This is a genomic window from Mycolicibacterium flavescens, from assembly GCF_001722335.1.
Classification (GTDB): domain Bacteria; phylum Actinomycetota; class Actinomycetes; order Mycobacteriales; family Mycobacteriaceae; genus Mycobacterium; species Mycobacterium flavescens.
Genome location: NZ_MIHA01000011.1, coordinates 76,362 through 91,324, shown reverse-complemented (window position 1 = coordinate 91,324; position 14,963 = coordinate 76,362). Strand labels below are relative to the sequence as shown.

15 protein-coding genes are annotated in these 14,963 nt (G+C 71.6%); 7 read left to right on the top strand and 8 right to left on the bottom strand.

Annotation, left to right across the window (positions count from 1 at the left end; genetic code table 11):
• Positions 1 to 51: 51 nt before the first annotated feature.
• On the bottom strand, positions 52 to 1,467 hold the full coding sequence (locus tag BHQ18_RS16160; RefSeq protein WP_069414645.1) for an NAD(P)H-quinone dehydrogenase: 1,416 nt from the start codon (positions 1,465 to 1,467) through the stop codon (positions 52 to 54).
• A gap of 101 nt (positions 1,468 to 1,568) precedes the next feature.
• Here BHQ18_RS16160 and BHQ18_RS16155 point away from each other — a divergent pair, with 101 nt between their 5' ends.
• Positions 1,569 to 2,048, top strand: a complete 480-nt coding sequence (locus tag BHQ18_RS16155) for a gamma-glutamylcyclotransferase family protein (protein ID WP_069414644.1) — start codon at positions 1,569 to 1,571, stop codon at positions 2,046 to 2,048.
• Positions 2,049 to 2,127: 79 nt separating this feature from the next.
• On the opposite strand, the gene BHQ18_RS16150 is transcribed toward BHQ18_RS16155, so the two are convergent.
• Both BHQ18_RS16150 and BHQ18_RS16145 read right to left on the bottom strand, forming a co-directional pair.
• Positions 2,128 to 3,300: an amidohydrolase gene (locus BHQ18_RS16150; RefSeq protein ID WP_069414643.1), complete on the bottom strand. Its 1,173-nt coding sequence runs from the start codon at positions 3,298 to 3,300 to the stop codon at positions 2,128 to 2,130.
• Entirely contained in the window at positions 3,297 to 4,478 is a 1,182-nt protein-coding gene (locus BHQ18_RS16145; RefSeq protein ID WP_069414642.1) for a M20 family metallopeptidase, read from the bottom strand. Before BHQ18_RS16145 ends, BHQ18_RS16150 begins: the two co-directional genes overlap by 4 nt.
• 56 nt (positions 4,479 to 4,534) lie before the next feature.
• On the opposite strand from BHQ18_RS16145, the gene BHQ18_RS16140 reads away from it, so the two are divergent.
• Positions 4,535 to 5,323, top strand: coding sequence for a purine-nucleoside phosphorylase (locus BHQ18_RS16140; protein ID WP_069414641.1), 789 nt, complete (start codon positions 4,535 to 4,537; stop codon positions 5,321 to 5,323).
• On the opposite strand, the gene BHQ18_RS16135 is transcribed toward BHQ18_RS16140, so the two are convergent.
• On the bottom strand, positions 5,269 to 6,375 hold the full coding sequence (locus tag BHQ18_RS16135) for an AbrB family protein (protein WP_084294106.1): 1,107 nt from the start codon (positions 6,373 to 6,375) through the stop codon (positions 5,269 to 5,271). The genes BHQ18_RS16140 and BHQ18_RS16135 overlap by 55 nt on opposite strands.
• 90 nt (positions 6,376 to 6,465) lie before the next feature.
• Between BHQ18_RS16135 and BHQ18_RS16130 the strand changes: the two genes are divergently transcribed.
• Positions 6,466 to 6,927: a MarR family winged helix-turn-helix transcriptional regulator gene (locus BHQ18_RS16130; RefSeq protein ID WP_069414640.1), complete on the top strand. Its 462-nt coding sequence runs from the start codon at positions 6,466 to 6,468 to the stop codon at positions 6,925 to 6,927.
• Positions 6,924 to 8,549, top strand: coding sequence for a phospho-sugar mutase (locus BHQ18_RS16125; RefSeq protein ID WP_069414639.1), 1,626 nt, complete (start codon positions 6,924 to 6,926; stop codon positions 8,547 to 8,549). Before BHQ18_RS16130 ends, BHQ18_RS16125 begins: the two co-directional genes overlap by 4 nt.
• Before the next feature lies 1 nt (position 8,550).
• Here the strand turns inward: BHQ18_RS16125 and upp are convergent, their stop codons facing one another.
• Positions 8,551 to 9,174 (bottom strand): uracil phosphoribosyltransferase, encoded by a 624-nt coding sequence (gene upp, locus BHQ18_RS16120; protein WP_069414638.1) that lies wholly within the window; start codon positions 9,172 to 9,174, stop codon positions 8,551 to 8,553.
• Positions 9,175 to 9,197: 23 nt separating this feature from the next.
• Between upp and BHQ18_RS16115 the strand changes: the two genes are divergently transcribed.
• The 3 genes from BHQ18_RS16115 to satS are packed head-to-tail and all read left to right on the top strand — an operon-like array spanning position 9,198 to position 11,952.
• Positions 9,198 to 9,515: a type VII secretion target gene (locus BHQ18_RS16115; RefSeq protein ID WP_131815696.1), complete on the top strand. Its 318-nt coding sequence runs from the start codon at positions 9,198 to 9,200 to the stop codon at positions 9,513 to 9,515.
• Between the two features lie 2 nt (positions 9,516 to 9,517).
• On the top strand, positions 9,518 to 10,627 hold the full coding sequence (locus BHQ18_RS16110; protein WP_069414636.1) for a C40 family peptidase: 1,110 nt from the start codon (positions 9,518 to 9,520) through the stop codon (positions 10,625 to 10,627).
• Between the two features lie 56 nt (positions 10,628 to 10,683).
• Entirely contained in the window at positions 10,684 to 11,952 is a 1,269-nt protein-coding gene (satS, locus tag BHQ18_RS16105; RefSeq protein ID WP_069414635.1) for a protein export chaperone SatS, read from the top strand.
• A gap of 85 nt (positions 11,953 to 12,037) precedes the next feature.
• Here the strand turns inward: satS and BHQ18_RS16100 are convergent, their stop codons facing one another.
• The 3 genes from BHQ18_RS16100 to BHQ18_RS16090 are packed head-to-tail and all read right to left on the bottom strand — an operon-like array spanning position 12,038 to position 14,851.
• Positions 12,038 to 13,126, bottom strand: a complete 1,089-nt coding sequence (locus BHQ18_RS16100) for an adenosine deaminase (RefSeq protein ID WP_069414634.1) — start codon at positions 13,124 to 13,126, stop codon at positions 12,038 to 12,040.
• 16 nt (positions 13,127 to 13,142) lie between these two features.
• Positions 13,143 to 14,444, bottom strand: coding sequence for a thymidine phosphorylase (locus BHQ18_RS16095; RefSeq protein WP_069414633.1), 1,302 nt, complete (start codon positions 14,442 to 14,444; stop codon positions 13,143 to 13,145).
• Complete coding sequence (locus BHQ18_RS16090; protein ID WP_069414632.1) at positions 14,441 to 14,851, bottom strand: cytidine deaminase; 411 nt, start codon at positions 14,849 to 14,851, stop codon at positions 14,441 to 14,443. The genes BHQ18_RS16095 and BHQ18_RS16090 overlap by 4 nt, the downstream gene beginning before the upstream one ends.
• Positions 14,852 to 14,963: the final 112 nt, after the last annotated feature.

Here is a 14,963-nt window from a genome sequence, read left to right as displayed (position 1 = left end):
GGACTCCTCGTCACTCGTCGCTACCCTGCCAATTCCCCACGCTACGGGCAATCAATCCAGATCGTCGCGCGCCATCAACTGCCGGCCCGCCTCGGTGATCGACCCCGACAGCGACGGATACACCGAGAACGTCTGCGCCAGGTCCTCGACGTCGTTGCCGTTCTGCACCGCCAGCGCGATCGGCATGATGAGTTCCGAGGCGATCGGCGCGACCACCACCCCGCCGATCACCACGCCGGTGGCCGGGCGGCAGAAGATCTTCACGAAGCCGCGCCGCAGACCCGACATCTTGGCCCTGGCGTTGGTGTTGAGCGGCAGCGTGACGGTGCGCGCGGCGACCGACCCGTCGTCGATCTTCGACTGCGGCACCCCGACCGCGGCGATCTCGGGCCTCGTGAACACCGCGGCGGCCACCGTCCGCAACCGGATCGGTTCCAGGCCTTCGCCGAGGACGTGGTACATCGCGATCCGCCCCTGCATCGCCGCGACCGAGGCCAGCAGCATCAGCCCGGTGCAGTCACCGGCGGCGTAGATCCCGGGCACCGCCGTCCGCGACACCCGGTCGACCTTGAGGTAGGCGCCCGGCTCCAGGTCGATGCCGACCCGCTCGAGGCCCAGCCCGCTGGTGTTGGGCACCGACCCGACCGTCATCAGCGCGTGGCTGCCCTCGACCGTGCGCCCGTCGGTCATCGTGACCAGCACCCCGTCGCCGTCGCGAGTGACGGATTTCGCGCGGGCGGTCTTGACCAGCGTCACCCCGCGCGAGGCCAGCGCCTCCTCCAGCACCGCCGCGGCGTCGGAGTCCTCGTGCGGCAGGATCTGGTCGCGGCTGGCCACCACCGTCACCTTGACCCCGAGCTCGGTGTAGGCGTTGACGAACTCCGCACCCGTCACGCCGGAACCGACGACCACCAGATGTTCGGGCAGTGTGTCGAGGTCGTAGAGCTGGCGCCAGTTCAGGATGCGCTCACCGTCGGGCTCGGCGCCGGGCAGCACCCGCGGGCTGGCGCCGGTCGCGATCAGCACCACGTCGGCGCGCAGCGTGGTGGTGCTGCCGTCGTGGCAGGTCACCTTGACGCTGTGGGCGGCCAGCCCCGGCTGGTCGTCGACCAGCTCCCCGCGCCCGGCGATCAGCGTCACGCCCTCTTTACGCAGCCGCTCGGCGATGTCGGCCGACTGCGCCGCCGCGAGCTTCTTGACGCGCTCGTTGATCTTGGACAGCGAGATCTCGGCGTCGGAGAACTCCAGGCGGTAGCCGAGGTCGGGGGCGCGACGCAGTTCGGTGCGCACACCGGTGGAGGCGATGAACGTCTTGGACGGGACACAGTCCCACAGCACACAGGCCCCGCCGATACCGTCGGCGTCGACGACGGTGACCTCGGCGACTTCCGGTCCGCGAGCCGCGGCGACCAGCGCCGCCTCATAGCCGGCGGGCCCGCCGCCGATGATCACGATGCGGGTTGCCACGCCCCCAACCTAACGAAACCGGGGCGCGCCCGCGCAGCCTGTGGCCGGCATGACGGTCACACCGCTGCCACCCCGGCGGCGCGAGGCCTTAGTCTTTCCTCGTGCCGCTCTACGCCGCGTACGGCTCCAACATGCATCCGGAGCAGATGCTGCAGCGCGCTCCCCACTCGCCGATGGCGGGCACCGGGTGGCTGCACGGCTGGCGGCTGACGTTCGGCGGGGAGGACATCGGCTGGGAGGGCGCGCTGGCCACCGTCGTCGAGGATCCGACCTCGCGCGTGTTCGTGGTGCTGTACGACGTGACCCGCGAAGACGAGGAGAACCTCGACCGGTGGGAGGGCTCGGAGCTGGGCTTCCACAAGAAGATCCGCTGCCGGGTGCACCGCACCGCGTCCGACACCGACTTCGAGCCCGTGCTGGCGTGGCTGTATGTGGTCGACGCGTGGGAGGGCGGCCTGCCGTCGGCGCGCTACCTGGGCGTGGTCGCCGAGGCCGCCGAGATCGCCGGGGCGCCACCCGAATACGTCCACCATCTGCGGACCCGCCCGGCCCGCAACATCGGCCCGGGCACCAGCGACTGAGCCCGGCCGCCGGCGAATCTGAGCTTCTGTTCGACGAGCCGGCGATTTCTCGCACACAACTTCAGTTTCGGCGAGAGAGCTAGATGTTGGCGGCCTGGTCGATGATGTTGACCAGCACCCGCACCCCGACCGCCAGCGCCCGCTCGTCGAGGTCGAACGTCGGCTGGTGCAGATCGAGCTGCGGGCCGCGCCCGGTCCACACCCCCAACCGCGCCATCGCACCCGGCACCTCCTCGAGGTACCACGAAAAGTCCTCGCCGCCACCGGATTGGCGGGTGTCGGCCAGCACGTCGGGGCCGATGCTCTCGATGGCGTGGGTCAGGATGCGGGTCGAGATCTCCTCGTTGACCACCGGCGGCACCCCGCGGCGGTACTGCACGGTGTGCTCGATGCTCAGCGGCGCCAGCAGCGACGAAATGATCTCGCGCATGATCGATTCCAGCGTCACCCAGGTGTCGCGGCTGGCGGTGCGGATGGTCCCGGCCAGGGTGCCGGTCTGCGGGATCGCGTTGGCCGCGACGCCGGCGTTGACCGCACCCCACACCATCACGGTGCTGTTGCGCGGGTCGATGCGGCGCGACAGCACGCCGGGCACACCGGTGATCAACGTGCCCAGCCCGTAGACCAGGTCGCCGGTCAGGTGCGGTCGCGACGTGTGCCCGCCCGGCGAGTGCAGCGTCACCTCGAGCTGATCGGCCGCCGAGGTGATCGGTCCGGCCCGCACCGCGACCTTGCCGACGGCCAGCCGCGGGTCGCAGTGCAGCGCGAAGATCCGCGACACTCCGGTCAGCGCGCCGGCGGCGATCGCGTCGATCGCGCCGCCGGGCATCAGCTCCTCGGCGGCCTGGAAGATCAGCCGCACCCCGACCGGCAGTTCGGGCACCGACGCCAGCGCCAGCGCGGTGCCCAGCAGGATCGCGGTGTGCGCGTCGTGCCCGCAGGCGTGCGCGACGTTGGGCACCAGCGACGCGTACGGCGCGCCGCTGCGGTCGTCCATCGGCAACGCGTCCATGTCGGCCCGCAGCGCGATCCGCGGAGCGTGCTCGGGCCCGAAGTCGCAGGTCAAACCGGTGCCGCCGGCCAGCACCTTCGGGTTCAGGCCCGCGTCGGCCAACCGCGACGCCACGAACTGGGTGGTGGCGAACTCCTGGCGGCCGAGCTCGGGGTGCCGGTGGATGTGGCGGCGCCACTCGACGAGGTCGTCGTAGTGGGCGGCCAGCCAGCGCGCGGCGGCGTGCGGCAGCACGCTCATGACGCCCGCCTCTGCTGCAGCTCGAGCACCCGGTCGCGTTCGGCCGGGGTCTGCGCCAACCGCACCACCGTGCGGGCCAGCATGACCGCGCCCTCGACGACGGCCCGGTCGGCGCTGGGGCCGGCGGCCGCCTCGGCGAACGCCGGCTGGTGCACCGACGCGCCGCCGGCGTCGATACCGACGATCGGGTGGATGCCGGGCATCTTCTGGGTGACGTTGCCCATGTCGGTGCTGCCCAGCGGCAGCGCGGCCTCCAGATCGGCGCCGACCGGCTCGCGGCCCATGCGCCGCATCTCGTCGCGGAACGTGTCGGCCATCCAGCGGTCGGGGGTCAGTTCGTGGTAACTCGGTTCGGTCTCGGACACGTCGTGCCCGCAGCCGGTGGCCACCGCCCCGGCCAGGAAGCAGTCGGCCATCCGCGCCTCGAGTTCGCGCAGCGAGGCCGCGTCGTTGGCGCGCATCGTGTACTGCATCTCGGCGCGCGCCGGGATCACGTTGGTGGCCTGCCCGCCGTCGGTGACGATGCCGTGGGCCATCTGCCCGGGCGCCATCTGCTGGCGCAGCAACCCGATCGCCACCTGCGCCACCGTGATCGCGTCGACGGCGTTCACACCGAGGAACGGCGCGACGGCCGCGTGCGCCTCGCGGCCCTCGTAGCGCACCGCCACCTGCGACAGCGCCAGCGACCGCGCGGCGGCGATGTCGAGCGGGCCGGGATGCAGCATCACCGACACCGTGATGTCGTCGAACACCCCGGCGTCGAGCATCAGCACCTTCCCGCCGCCGGCCTCCTCGGCCGGAGTGCCCAGCAGCACGACGGTCAGCCCCAGCTCGTCGGCGACGTCGGCCAACGCCAGCGCCGCGCCGACCGCGGAGGCGGCGATGATGTTGTGCCCGCACGCATGGCCCAGTCCGGGCAGCGCGTCGTACTCGGCGCACACCCCGACGACCAGCGGGCCGCTGCCGTAGACCGCGCGGAACGCGGTGTCCAGGCCACCGGGCGCGGCGGCGACCTCGAACCCGTACTCGGCGGCCAGCGCCTGGGTCTTGGCGCAGCTGCGGTGCTCGGCGAAGGCCAGTTCGGGTTCGGCGTGAATGGAATGCGACAGCTCGACCAGGTCACCGCGACGGTGGTGCACGGCGGCCTCGACGGCCTCCGGCGCGGTGAGCGTGGGCATGTCCGCAGTATCTCACTGGAGTCGGGTCCCGGTTGCGGCCGCTAGGCTCGCGCACTGTGACCGCTCCGGAGACGCTCGCCGCCGCGACCGCCATCGCCGAGCGCACCGGCAGTGACCGGCACGACGTCGCGGTGGTGCTCGGATCGGGATGGGCGCCTGCCGTCGAGCGGCTCGGCGAGCCGGTCGCGGTGGTCCCGGTCGCCGAGCTGCCCGGCTTCACCCCGCCGGCCGCGCAGGGCCACGGCGGCCAGCTGATCTCGATGCGCATCGGCGCGCACCGGGTGCTGGTGTTCGTCGGCCGCATCCACGCCTACGAGGGACACGACCTGAGCCACGTCGTGCACCCGGTCCGCGCGGCCTGCGCCGCCGGCGTGCACACCGTGGTGCTGACCAACGCCGCCGGCGGTCTGCGCGAGGACCACGCGGTCGGCCAGCCGGTGCTGATCAGCGATCACCTCAACCTGACGGGCCGGTCCCCGCTGGTCGGCGCCCGCTTCGTCGACATGGTCGACGCGTACTCGCCGCGGCTGCGCGACCTCGCCCGCGAGATCGACCCGGCGCTGGCCGACGGGGTCTACGCGGGCCTGCCGGGGCCGCAGTACGAGACGCCCGCCGAGATCAGGATGCTGCGCACCCTGGGCGCCGACCTGGTCGGCATGTCGACCGTGCACGAGACCATCGCCGCGCGTGAGGCCGGCGCGCAGGTGCTGGGGGTCTCGCTGGTGACCAACCTGGCAGCGGGGATGACGGGCCAGCCGCTGAACCACGAGGAAGTGCTCGAGGCCGGACGTCAGTCGGCGACGCGGATGGGTTCGCTGCTCGCCGACGTCGTCGCGCGGCTCTGACGGCGTCGGCCGAACCGGATCATCACGCGGGCCAGCAGCGGCGCGGCGAACAGCATCAGCAGGATGCGCACCACCTGCGCGGCGATGATGAACGTGACGTTGGAGCCGGTCTCCACTGCGGTGGCCAGCACCGCGTACACCCCGCCGGGACTGGTCGCCAGGTAGCCCTCGAGCGGGGTCAGCCCCGCCACGCGCGCGAGCACGACACCCAGCCCGGCGGTCACCACACCGAGGACGATGATCAGCGCGATCGCCGTCGGCAGCGTCCGGCCGACCGCACGCAGCGAGGCGCGGGTGAACGCGAGCCCGGCCTGCCAGCCGATCACCGCGTAGCCGAGCTGCACCAGCACCGCGGGCACCGTCAGGCCGAACGACATCCCGGTCAGCTCGAGCACCACGGTCAGCGCCAGCGGACCCAGCAGGCCCGCGCCGGGCAACCGGACCAGCCGGCCGACCGCGGAGCCGGCCACCACCAGCGCGATCAGCATGCCGACGCTGAGATACCAAGGCGCCGAATCTGTTTGGGGAGCCGCCGTCGGGCGGGAGCGGTCGGCGTGGTAGACGAGCGTGACCACCACGGGCATCGAGGCCGTCACCAGCGCCACCCGCAGGTACTGCACGACCGACACCACCCGGTCGTCGCCGCCGAGTTCGCGGGCGATCGCGACCAGACCCGAGGCGCCGCCGGCCACCAGCGCCAGCGATCCGGTCAGCGGGGTGACGTCGCGGTGCATCGCGAGCACCGCCCCGCACCCGATGCTCAGCAGCAGCGTCGCCACCGCGACCGCGATGACGATCGGCCAGTGCGGGCCCAGCGCGTCGGCGGCATCCTGGTGCACCATCGTGCCGATGTAGACGCCCAGCACCCCCTGCGCGCCCAGCCCGGCCGGTCGCCACACCGGACCGGGCGACCATGGCGACAACGCGAACGCGATGCCGACGACGAGCGCGGCGAACAGCGCCGCCGACGGGACGCCGACGATGTCGAGCGGGACGGTCACGGCCACCGTCACCGCCGTCAGCACGAGCCATTTCAGCGTTCTGCGCATCATCTCGACCCCAAGAATGCCCTTGCCACACCATGATCGCAACCAGGTGTTTCACAGGTGACAGCCGGTCAATTGCCAAGGTATAACTTGGTTATGGAACCAGCGAGCCGGCCACGGTCCGCCGCGACCGAACTGCGGGAATCGATGATGGCGGTGACCCGCCAGATGCGCAGGCACCGACCCGACCACGGGCTGACGCTGAGCCAGCTCGAACTGCTCGGCGAGATCAGCCGCACCGGCACCACGACACCCGCCGAACTCGGCGCGCGCCTGCAGGTGCGGGTGCAGTCGCTGACCGACGGCATCAACGGGCTGCTCGGCCGCGGGCTGATCGTGCGCAGACCCGACGAGGCCGACCGGCGCCGCCAGCTCATCGAACTCACCCCCGCCGGCGCCGAACTGCTCGAAGCGGACCGCGCCGAACGCGACGCGTGGCTGCACGCGACCATGCGCGACAACCTGTCCCAGCTCGAGTTCGACCTGCTCATGCTCGTCGCGCCGGTGTTGCGCAAGCTCGCTTATGCCGAGACGAAAGTGGGCACACTACCGGCATGACTGTGTCGCGATCGACAACGACTGCACAGGAGTGGATCTCACACGATCCCGATCCCAAAACCGCCGCCGAGCTGCTCGAGTGTGACGACGAGGAGCTCGAGCGGCGGTTCTCTGCGCCGCTGACGTTCGGCACCGCGGGCCTGCGGGGGCCGCTGCGCGCCGGGCCCAGCGGGATGAACCTGGCCGTGGTGCTGCGGGCCACCTGGGCAGTCGCCAAGGTGCTCAAGGACCGCGGCCTCGACGGCCAGGACGTCGTGGTCGGGCGCGACGCCCGCCACGGGTCCGACGAGTTCGCCCTGGCCGCAGCCGAAGTGCTTGCCGCGCAGGGGTTTCCGGTGACACTGTTCTTCACCGCCGTGCCCACCCCCGTCGTCGCGTTCGCGGTGCGCAGCATCCCGGCCGCCGCGGGCATCCAGATCACCGCCTCACACAATCCGCCGTCGGACAACGGTTTCAAGGTGTACTTCGGCGGCGGCCTGCCGATCGTGTCACCCACCGACCGCGAGATCGAGCAGGCGATGGCCGACGCGCCGCCGGCCGACGAGATTCCGCGGCACCCGGTGCAACCGGCGGGTGTCGGCGAGATTCAGCGCTACGTGGAACGCGCGGCCACCGTGCGTCACAGCCACGGCGCGGTGCGGGTGGCCATGACTCCCCTGCACGGCGTCGGCGGTGAGTTCGCCCTCGACGCGCTGGTGCGCGCCGGCTTCACCGACGTGCACGTGGTCGAGGACCAGTTCGCGCCGAACCCCGACTTCCCCACCGTCGAGTCACCGAACCCCGAGGACCCCGCCGCAGTCGAGGCGGTGCTCAAGCTGGCGGCCGACGTCGACGCCGAGGTCGCGATCGCGCTCGATCCCGACGCCGACCGGTGCGCGGTCGGCATCCCCACCCCCGACGGGTGGCGCATGCTGACCGGCGACGAAACCGGTTGGCTGCTCGGCGATTACATCCTCTCGCAGCTGGAGCCCGGGCCGGTCACCGAAGCGACCGTGGTGGCCAGCTCGCTGGTGTCGTCGCGGATGCTGGCCGCGATCGCCGCCGAGCACGGGGCACGGCACGTCGAAACCCCAACCGGCTTCAAGTGGCTCGTGCGCGCGGACGAAGACCTACCCGGGTGCACGCTGGTGTACGCGTACGAGGAGGCGATCGGTCACTGTGTCGACCCGTCGGCGGTGCGGGACAAGGACGCGATCAGCGCCGCGGTGCTGGTGTGCGATCTGATCGCGGCGCTGCGCGACCGCGGGCACACGCTGGTCGACGCGCTCGACGACCTGGCCCGCCGCCACGGTGTGCACGACACGGCGGTGGTGTCGCGCACCGTGGACTACGCCCACGAGGCGGGCGCGGTGATGGCGCGGCTGCGCGAGACCCCGCCGGACACGTTGGCCGGATACCAGGTGACCGCGACCGACCTGTCCGAGAAGGGCACCGACGCGGTGGTGCTCAGCGGCAGCGGGGACGGTGTGTCGGTGCGCGTCGTCGTGCGGCCGTCGGGCACCGAGCCGAAAGTGAAGTCCTACATCGAGGTTCACTGCGCCGACGTCACCGACCTGGACGCCGCGCGAACCCGGGCGCGCGAACTGCGCACGGAACTGGCGGACGTCGCCGCGCGCTGGTAGTTCAGCGCGGGCCGAACTGGCGATCCCCGGCGTCGCCGAGACCCGGCACGATGTAGGCGTCCTCGTTGAGGTGCGAGTCGATGGTCGCGGTGATGAGCCGGATGTCGGGTGCGACCTTCTCCAGCGCCGCGAGTCCTTCGGGGGCCACCACGACGCAGATCGCGGTGATGTCAACGGCGTTGCGGCAGTGCAGCAGTTCGATGGTGTGCGCCATCGACCCGCCGGTGGCCAGCATCGGGTCGAGCACGATGACCGGCTGGGTGCTCAGATCGTCGGGCAGCGATTCCAGGTACGGGGTGGGCTGGTGGGTCTCCTCGTTGCGGGCCACCCCGACGAACCCGACGCGGGCCTCGGGGATCAGCGCGTGCGCCTGGTCGACCATGCCGAGCCCGGCGCGCAGCACCGGAACCAGCAGCGGCGGGCGGGCCAGCCGGCAGCCGTCGGTCACGGCCAGCGGGGTCTGCACCGGCACCGTCTCGATGGCCGCGTCGCGGGTGGCCTCGTAGACCAGCATCAGCGTGAGATCGCGCAGCGCGGCGCGGAAGCCGGCGTTGTCGGTGCTCTCGGCGCGCAGCGTGGTCAGTCGTGCGGCCGCGAGCGGGTGGTCGACGACGCGCACATCCATGCGCCCGACCTTAACGGGAACCGGTGGGCGTCGCGCCGCGTCCTACCGACATGCACGCCGACACCGAAGCGATCCGAACCCTGGCGGCGGCGAACGCCGCGCACGCCGACGAGCTGTCTGCCATCGTCTCGCGGCTGTCCGAGATGCCGACCGCCGCGGCGTCGTTCGGACCCGTCGGGGACGCGTTCGTCGCCGCCCTGGTGGTCGCCCTCGGGCGGGAGGCCGAGGCCGCGGCCGCACTGCGCGACCGGGCCGCGCACACCGAAACCGTCGCCGCGCGGGCGGCGCACGCCTACGACGACGCCGATGCCCGCGCGGGCGCCCGGGTCGGCGACCTCTGAGCATGCCCGGGAGTCTGGCGGCCGCGCTGGCGGCGCCGCTGCGCGAGATCCAGGCGCTGGTCGGTCCCGGCCCGGGCGGCGAGTTGGGGGCGTCGCTGCTCGGTGTGCGCGCCGCGCTGCACGAGGTGACGGCGTCGGCGGACCGCGCGTGGCGGCACACCGCCGAGCGCTGGTCCGGTGCGGGCTCCGAGGCGGCCGCCCAGTTCGTCGCCGCGACGGTCACCGACGCCGAAGGCCTCGCCGAGCGGGTGGGCCGCCTCGGCAACACGGCCGACGCGGCGGGCTCGGCGGTGGCCCGCGCGCATCGCCGGCTGCGTGACATCGTCGACGGCTTCGAGACCCGCGCGGCCGCGCTGGAGCCGTACCTGGATTCGCCGGAGGTGGTCGAGGAGTTGGTCGCCGACGCCCGGCGCTCGCTGGCCGAGGCGGCCGCGGTGCTCGACGAGTTGCGCGCCGAACTCGATGCCCATGCCGCCGAGGTCACTGCGACGTCGGGTCCCGCGCCGGCGTCGGCCCCGGCGGCCACCACCACACCGGCGGCGGCGTCGCTGCCGTTCGGCGGCGGGTCGGGAGGCGGGCTGGGCAGCGCGGGGGCCGGCAGCCCGGGCGGGTTCGGCAGCCCGGGCGGCCTGGGCAGTACGGGCGGGCTGGGCACCCTCGTCAGCGACCTCGCCGAGTCCGCGCGGCCCGAGACACCGGACGCGGCGACGTTCGGCGACGGGGTGGCGGTGCGGCTGCCCGACGGCAGCACCGCGACAGCGCCGAACGCGGTGGCCGCCGATGCGGTGCGCCACGCGCTGACCCAGCTCGGGGTGCCGTACCGCTGGGGCGGCACCACCCCGGGGGTCGGCCTGGACTGCAGCGGGCTGACCCAGTGGGCGTACTCGGAAGCCGGGCTGGGGCTGCCGCGGCTGGCGCAGGAGCAGGACGTCGGCGCGCCGGTCGGCGCCGGCGATCTGCGCCCGGGTGATCTGGCCGTGTGGGACGGCCACGTGGCGATGATCGTGGGCAACGGGCAGATGATCGAGGCCGGCGATCCGGTCAAACTGTCGGCGATCCGGACCAGCAACGCCGGTCAGGGGTTCCAGGGGTTCTGGCGGCCCACGGCCTGACGCCACACCGCCCTGTGCCAGCTTGACCGTGCGGCGCGGTGGTTAGGCTGTGCGCCATGGCTGCTGACCTCGTGCCGATCCGGCTCGGCTTGACCAAGGGCGACCTGTACACGTTGTGGGCTCCACGCTGGCGCGATGGCGGCGACGAGTGGGAGGCGCTGCTCGGCAAGGACGAGGACCTCTACGTCTTCGAGTCGGTTGCCGACCTGGCCGCGTTCGTCCGGACCAACACCGACAACGACCTCGTCGACCACCCGGCGTGGGAGAAGCTGACGCAGGCCAACGCGCACCGCCTGGATCCAGCCGAGGAGAACCTCTACGACGTCGTCGGCGTGCCCGAGATCGTCGCCGAGAAGGCCACCGAGGAGCGGGTCACGCAGGTGCACCGCACGCTGGCGATCGTCTCGTCGATCGGCTCGGTCTGCGAGCTGCCCGCCGTCACGCGGTTCTTCAACGGCAACCCGGTGCTCGGCACGCTCGGCGGCGGGATCGACGTGTTCTCCGGCCGCCGGGGCCGTAAGCGCTGGGCCGAGATCGAGGCGATCATCGCCCGGGCGTGGGATTCGGTCGTCGACGCGCTCGACGAGGTGGTGACCACTCCCGACGTCGACGCCGCCGCGGCCAACAAGGCCGACGCCGAGCTGGCCGAACCGGCACCCGAGCCCGAGCCCGAAGAAGACGAGGTCGTGGTCTCCGAGGAGGAGACCGACAGCGACGACGAGGAGGAGGTCGATGACACCCTCGTCGCGCAGGCGCAGAGCCGGGTGCTCGGCAGCGACGAGGACTTCTGGCTCAAGGTCGGCATCGACCCGGTCCGCATGATGACCAGCGCGGGCACCTACTTCACGCTGCGCTGCTACCTCGACGACCAACCGGTCTTCCTCGGCCGCAACGGCCGCATCAGCGTGTTCGGCTCCGAACGGGCGCTGGCGCGGTATCTGGCCGACGAGCACGACCACGACCTGTCCGACCTGGCCACCTACGACGACATCCGCACCGCCGCCACCGACGGCTCACTCGAGGTGACGGTGACCGAGGACAACGTCTACGTGCTCACCGGCATCGTCGACGACCTGGCCGACGGGCCCGACGCGCTCGACCACGACCAGCTCGAGCTCGCCGTCGAGCTGCTGCGCGACATCGGCGACTACTCCGAGGACACCACCGTCGACAAGGCCCTCGCCGCCGACGAGCCGCTGGGCCGGCTCATCGCGTCCGTGCTCGAGCCCGGCAAGGTGAACCCGCCGAGCCCGCCGTATGCCGAGGCGGTTCAGCAGTGGGAGGCGCTGGAGGCGTTCGTCGAATCCCGCCTGCGCCCCGAGTAGGCCAAGTTTCCCACCGAGAGCAGACGCAAAGTGCCCTGAGAACCCGCATTTCCAGGGCACTTTGCGTCTGCTCGGCGGAAAAACGTCAGCCGATCAGCACGGCGTAGCGCGGTTTGATCACGTCGTCGATGATCGACAGCCGCTCGTCGAACGAGATGAACGCCGACTTCATCGCGTTGATGGTGAACCGCTGCAGATCGCTCCACCCGTAGCCGAAAGTCTCGACCAGCTTCAGCATCTCGTGACTCATCGAGGTGTCGCTCATCAGCCGGTTGTCGGTGTTGACGGTGACCCGAAACCGTAACCGCGCCAACAGGTCGAACGGATGCTCGGCGATGCTGGGCACCGCGCCGGTCTGCACGTTCGACGACGGGCACATCTCGAACGGGACCCGCTTGTCGCGCAGCAACGCCGCCAACCGGCCCAGCTGCGCGGTGCCGTCGGGGGCGACGGTGATGTCGTCGACGATGCGCACCCCGTGCCCGAGCCGGTCGGCTCCGCAGTAGGCGATCGCCTCGTGAATCGACGGCAGGCCGAACGCCTCGCCGGCGTGAATGGTGAAGCGCGCGTTGTTACCTCGCATGTACTCGAACGCGTCGAGGTGCCGGGTCGGGGGGTAACCGGCCTCGGCGCCCGCGATGTCGAAGCCGACGACGCCCTTGTCGCGGAACCGGATCGCCAGCTCGGCGATCTCGCGTGAGCGCGCCGCGTGCCGCATCGCGGTGACCAGGCAGCGCACCGTGATCGACCGACCCTCGGCGCTGGCGGCCTTCTCGCCGTCGGCGAACCCGGCCAGCACCGCGTCGACGACCGCGTCCAGCGACAGGCCCGCGTCGATGTGCAGCTCTGGGGCGAACCGGATCTCGGCGTAGACGACGTTGTCGGCGGCCAGGTCCTCGACGCACTCGTAGGCCACCCGGTGCAGCGCGTCGGCGGACTGCATCACCCCGACGGTGTGCGCGAACGGCTCGAGGTAGCGCACCAGCGACCCGCTGTGCGCGGCGGTGCGGAAGAACGTCGCGAGTTCGTCGACGTCAGAGGCGGGCAGGTCGTCGTATCCGCCTGCTTCGGCCAGTTCGAGGACGGTCGACGGGCGAAGCCCCCCGTCGAGGTGGTCGTGCAGCAGCGCCTTGGGCGCTTGTCTGATCGAGTCCAGCGTCAGCGGCGTCGTCATGTCTCGCTCTCCGGTTCTAGTCTCCACTCGTGATTCGGTCGATGATCAACGGACGCGGTGTGGGTGCGGTGTCGCCGACGGCCCAGCCGCCGTCAAGTTCGGCGAGCGCGGGCCCGAACCGCTCGGGCGTCTCGGTGTACAACGTGAACAACGGCTCTCCGGCGCTGACCGATTCCCCGACCCGCCGGTGGATGTAGATCCCGGCGCCCGACTGCACCCGCTCACCCGGACGTGAGCGGCCCGCTCCCAGCCGCCACACCGCCAGACCCACCGCCATCGCGTCGATACTCTCCATCGTGCCATCGCGCGGCGCGGAGATGGTTTCGCTGTGCGGACCGGCAGGCAACGCGCCGGTGATCTCCCCGCCCTGGGCCGCCACCAATTCGCGGAACGCGTCCATCGCCGAGCCGTCGCGCAGCGTCTGCGCGGGGTCGACGCCGTCGAGGCCCGCGGCGTCGAGCATCTCGGCGGCCAGCGCCAGCGTCAGCTCCACCACGTCGGCCGGCCCTCCCCCGGCCAGCACCTCCAGCGACTCGGCCACCTCGACCGCGTTGCCGACCGCACGGCCCAGCGGCGTGGACATGTCGGTCAGCAGCGCCCGGGTGGCCAGTCCGTGCGCGGCGCCGAGATCGACCATCGTGCGGGCCAACTCACGCGACTCCTCTTCGGTCTTGAGGAACGCGCCCGAGCCGACCTTGGTGTCGAGCACCAGCGCCCCGGCGCCCTCGGCGATCTTCTTGCTCATCACCGAGCTCGCGATCAGGGGCAGAGATTCAGTGGTCGCGGTCACATCGCGCAGCGCGTAGATCTTGCGGTCGGCGGGGGCCAGCTCGCCGGCCGCGAAGATCGCCGCTCCGATGTCGCAAAGCTGTTGGCGGATCCGTTCTTTGGAGATCTCGGCGGTGAACCCGGGGATCGACTCGAGCTTGTCGAGGGTGCCGCCGGTGTGACCGAGGCCACGACCGGCGGCCTGCGGCACCGCACCGCCGCAGGCCATCACCACCGGGACCAGCGGGATCGTGATCTTGTCGCCCACCCCGCCGGTGGAGTGCTTGTCCACCAACGCCAGTGGCTTACCGTGCCGGCGCAGGTCGGTGAAGTTTAGGCGTTCCCCGGAGTCGACCATCGCGGCCGTCCACCGGGCGATCTCCGGTGTCGTCATCCCCCGCAGGAAGATTGCCATCAGCAGCGCCGACATCTGCTCGTCGGCCACCTCGCCGCGGGTGTAGGCGTCGATCACCCAGTCGATCGCGGCGTCCGGGAGCACCCCTCCGTCGCGCTTGATCCGGATCACCGTCGGGGCGTCGAAGGCGCTCACGGCATCGGCCCGCCGCCACGGGCCAGATCCTGCGGCCCGAACGCGTCGGGCAGCAGTTCGCCGAGGGGTCGGGGGCCGGCCGGATGGTCGATCAGCAGCTGCGGTCCGCCGTGCTCCAGCAACACCTGCCGGCACCGCCCGCACGGCATCAGAACCTGCCCCGCACCGTCCACACACGCCAGCGCGAGCAACCGTCCGCCACCGCCGGCGATCAGGTTGCCGGCCACTACACACTCGGCGCAGAGACCAAGGCCATATGAGACATTTTCCACATTGCAACCGGTGACCACGCGGCCGTCGTCGACCAGCGCCGCGGCCCCCACCGGAAACCCCGAATATGGGGCATAAGCCCGCGCGGACACCTCAATCGCCTTGTCTCGCAGCAACTTCCAGTCGATATCGGACATCGCCTCACCCTCACCAGGCCGATTCTGAATCCATTCTGAAGCCAGCCGTACCGCGGCGAAATCCCCGATAAGGCAACCCTAACTTCGGCGTTTTTGCAGACACCGATGGGTC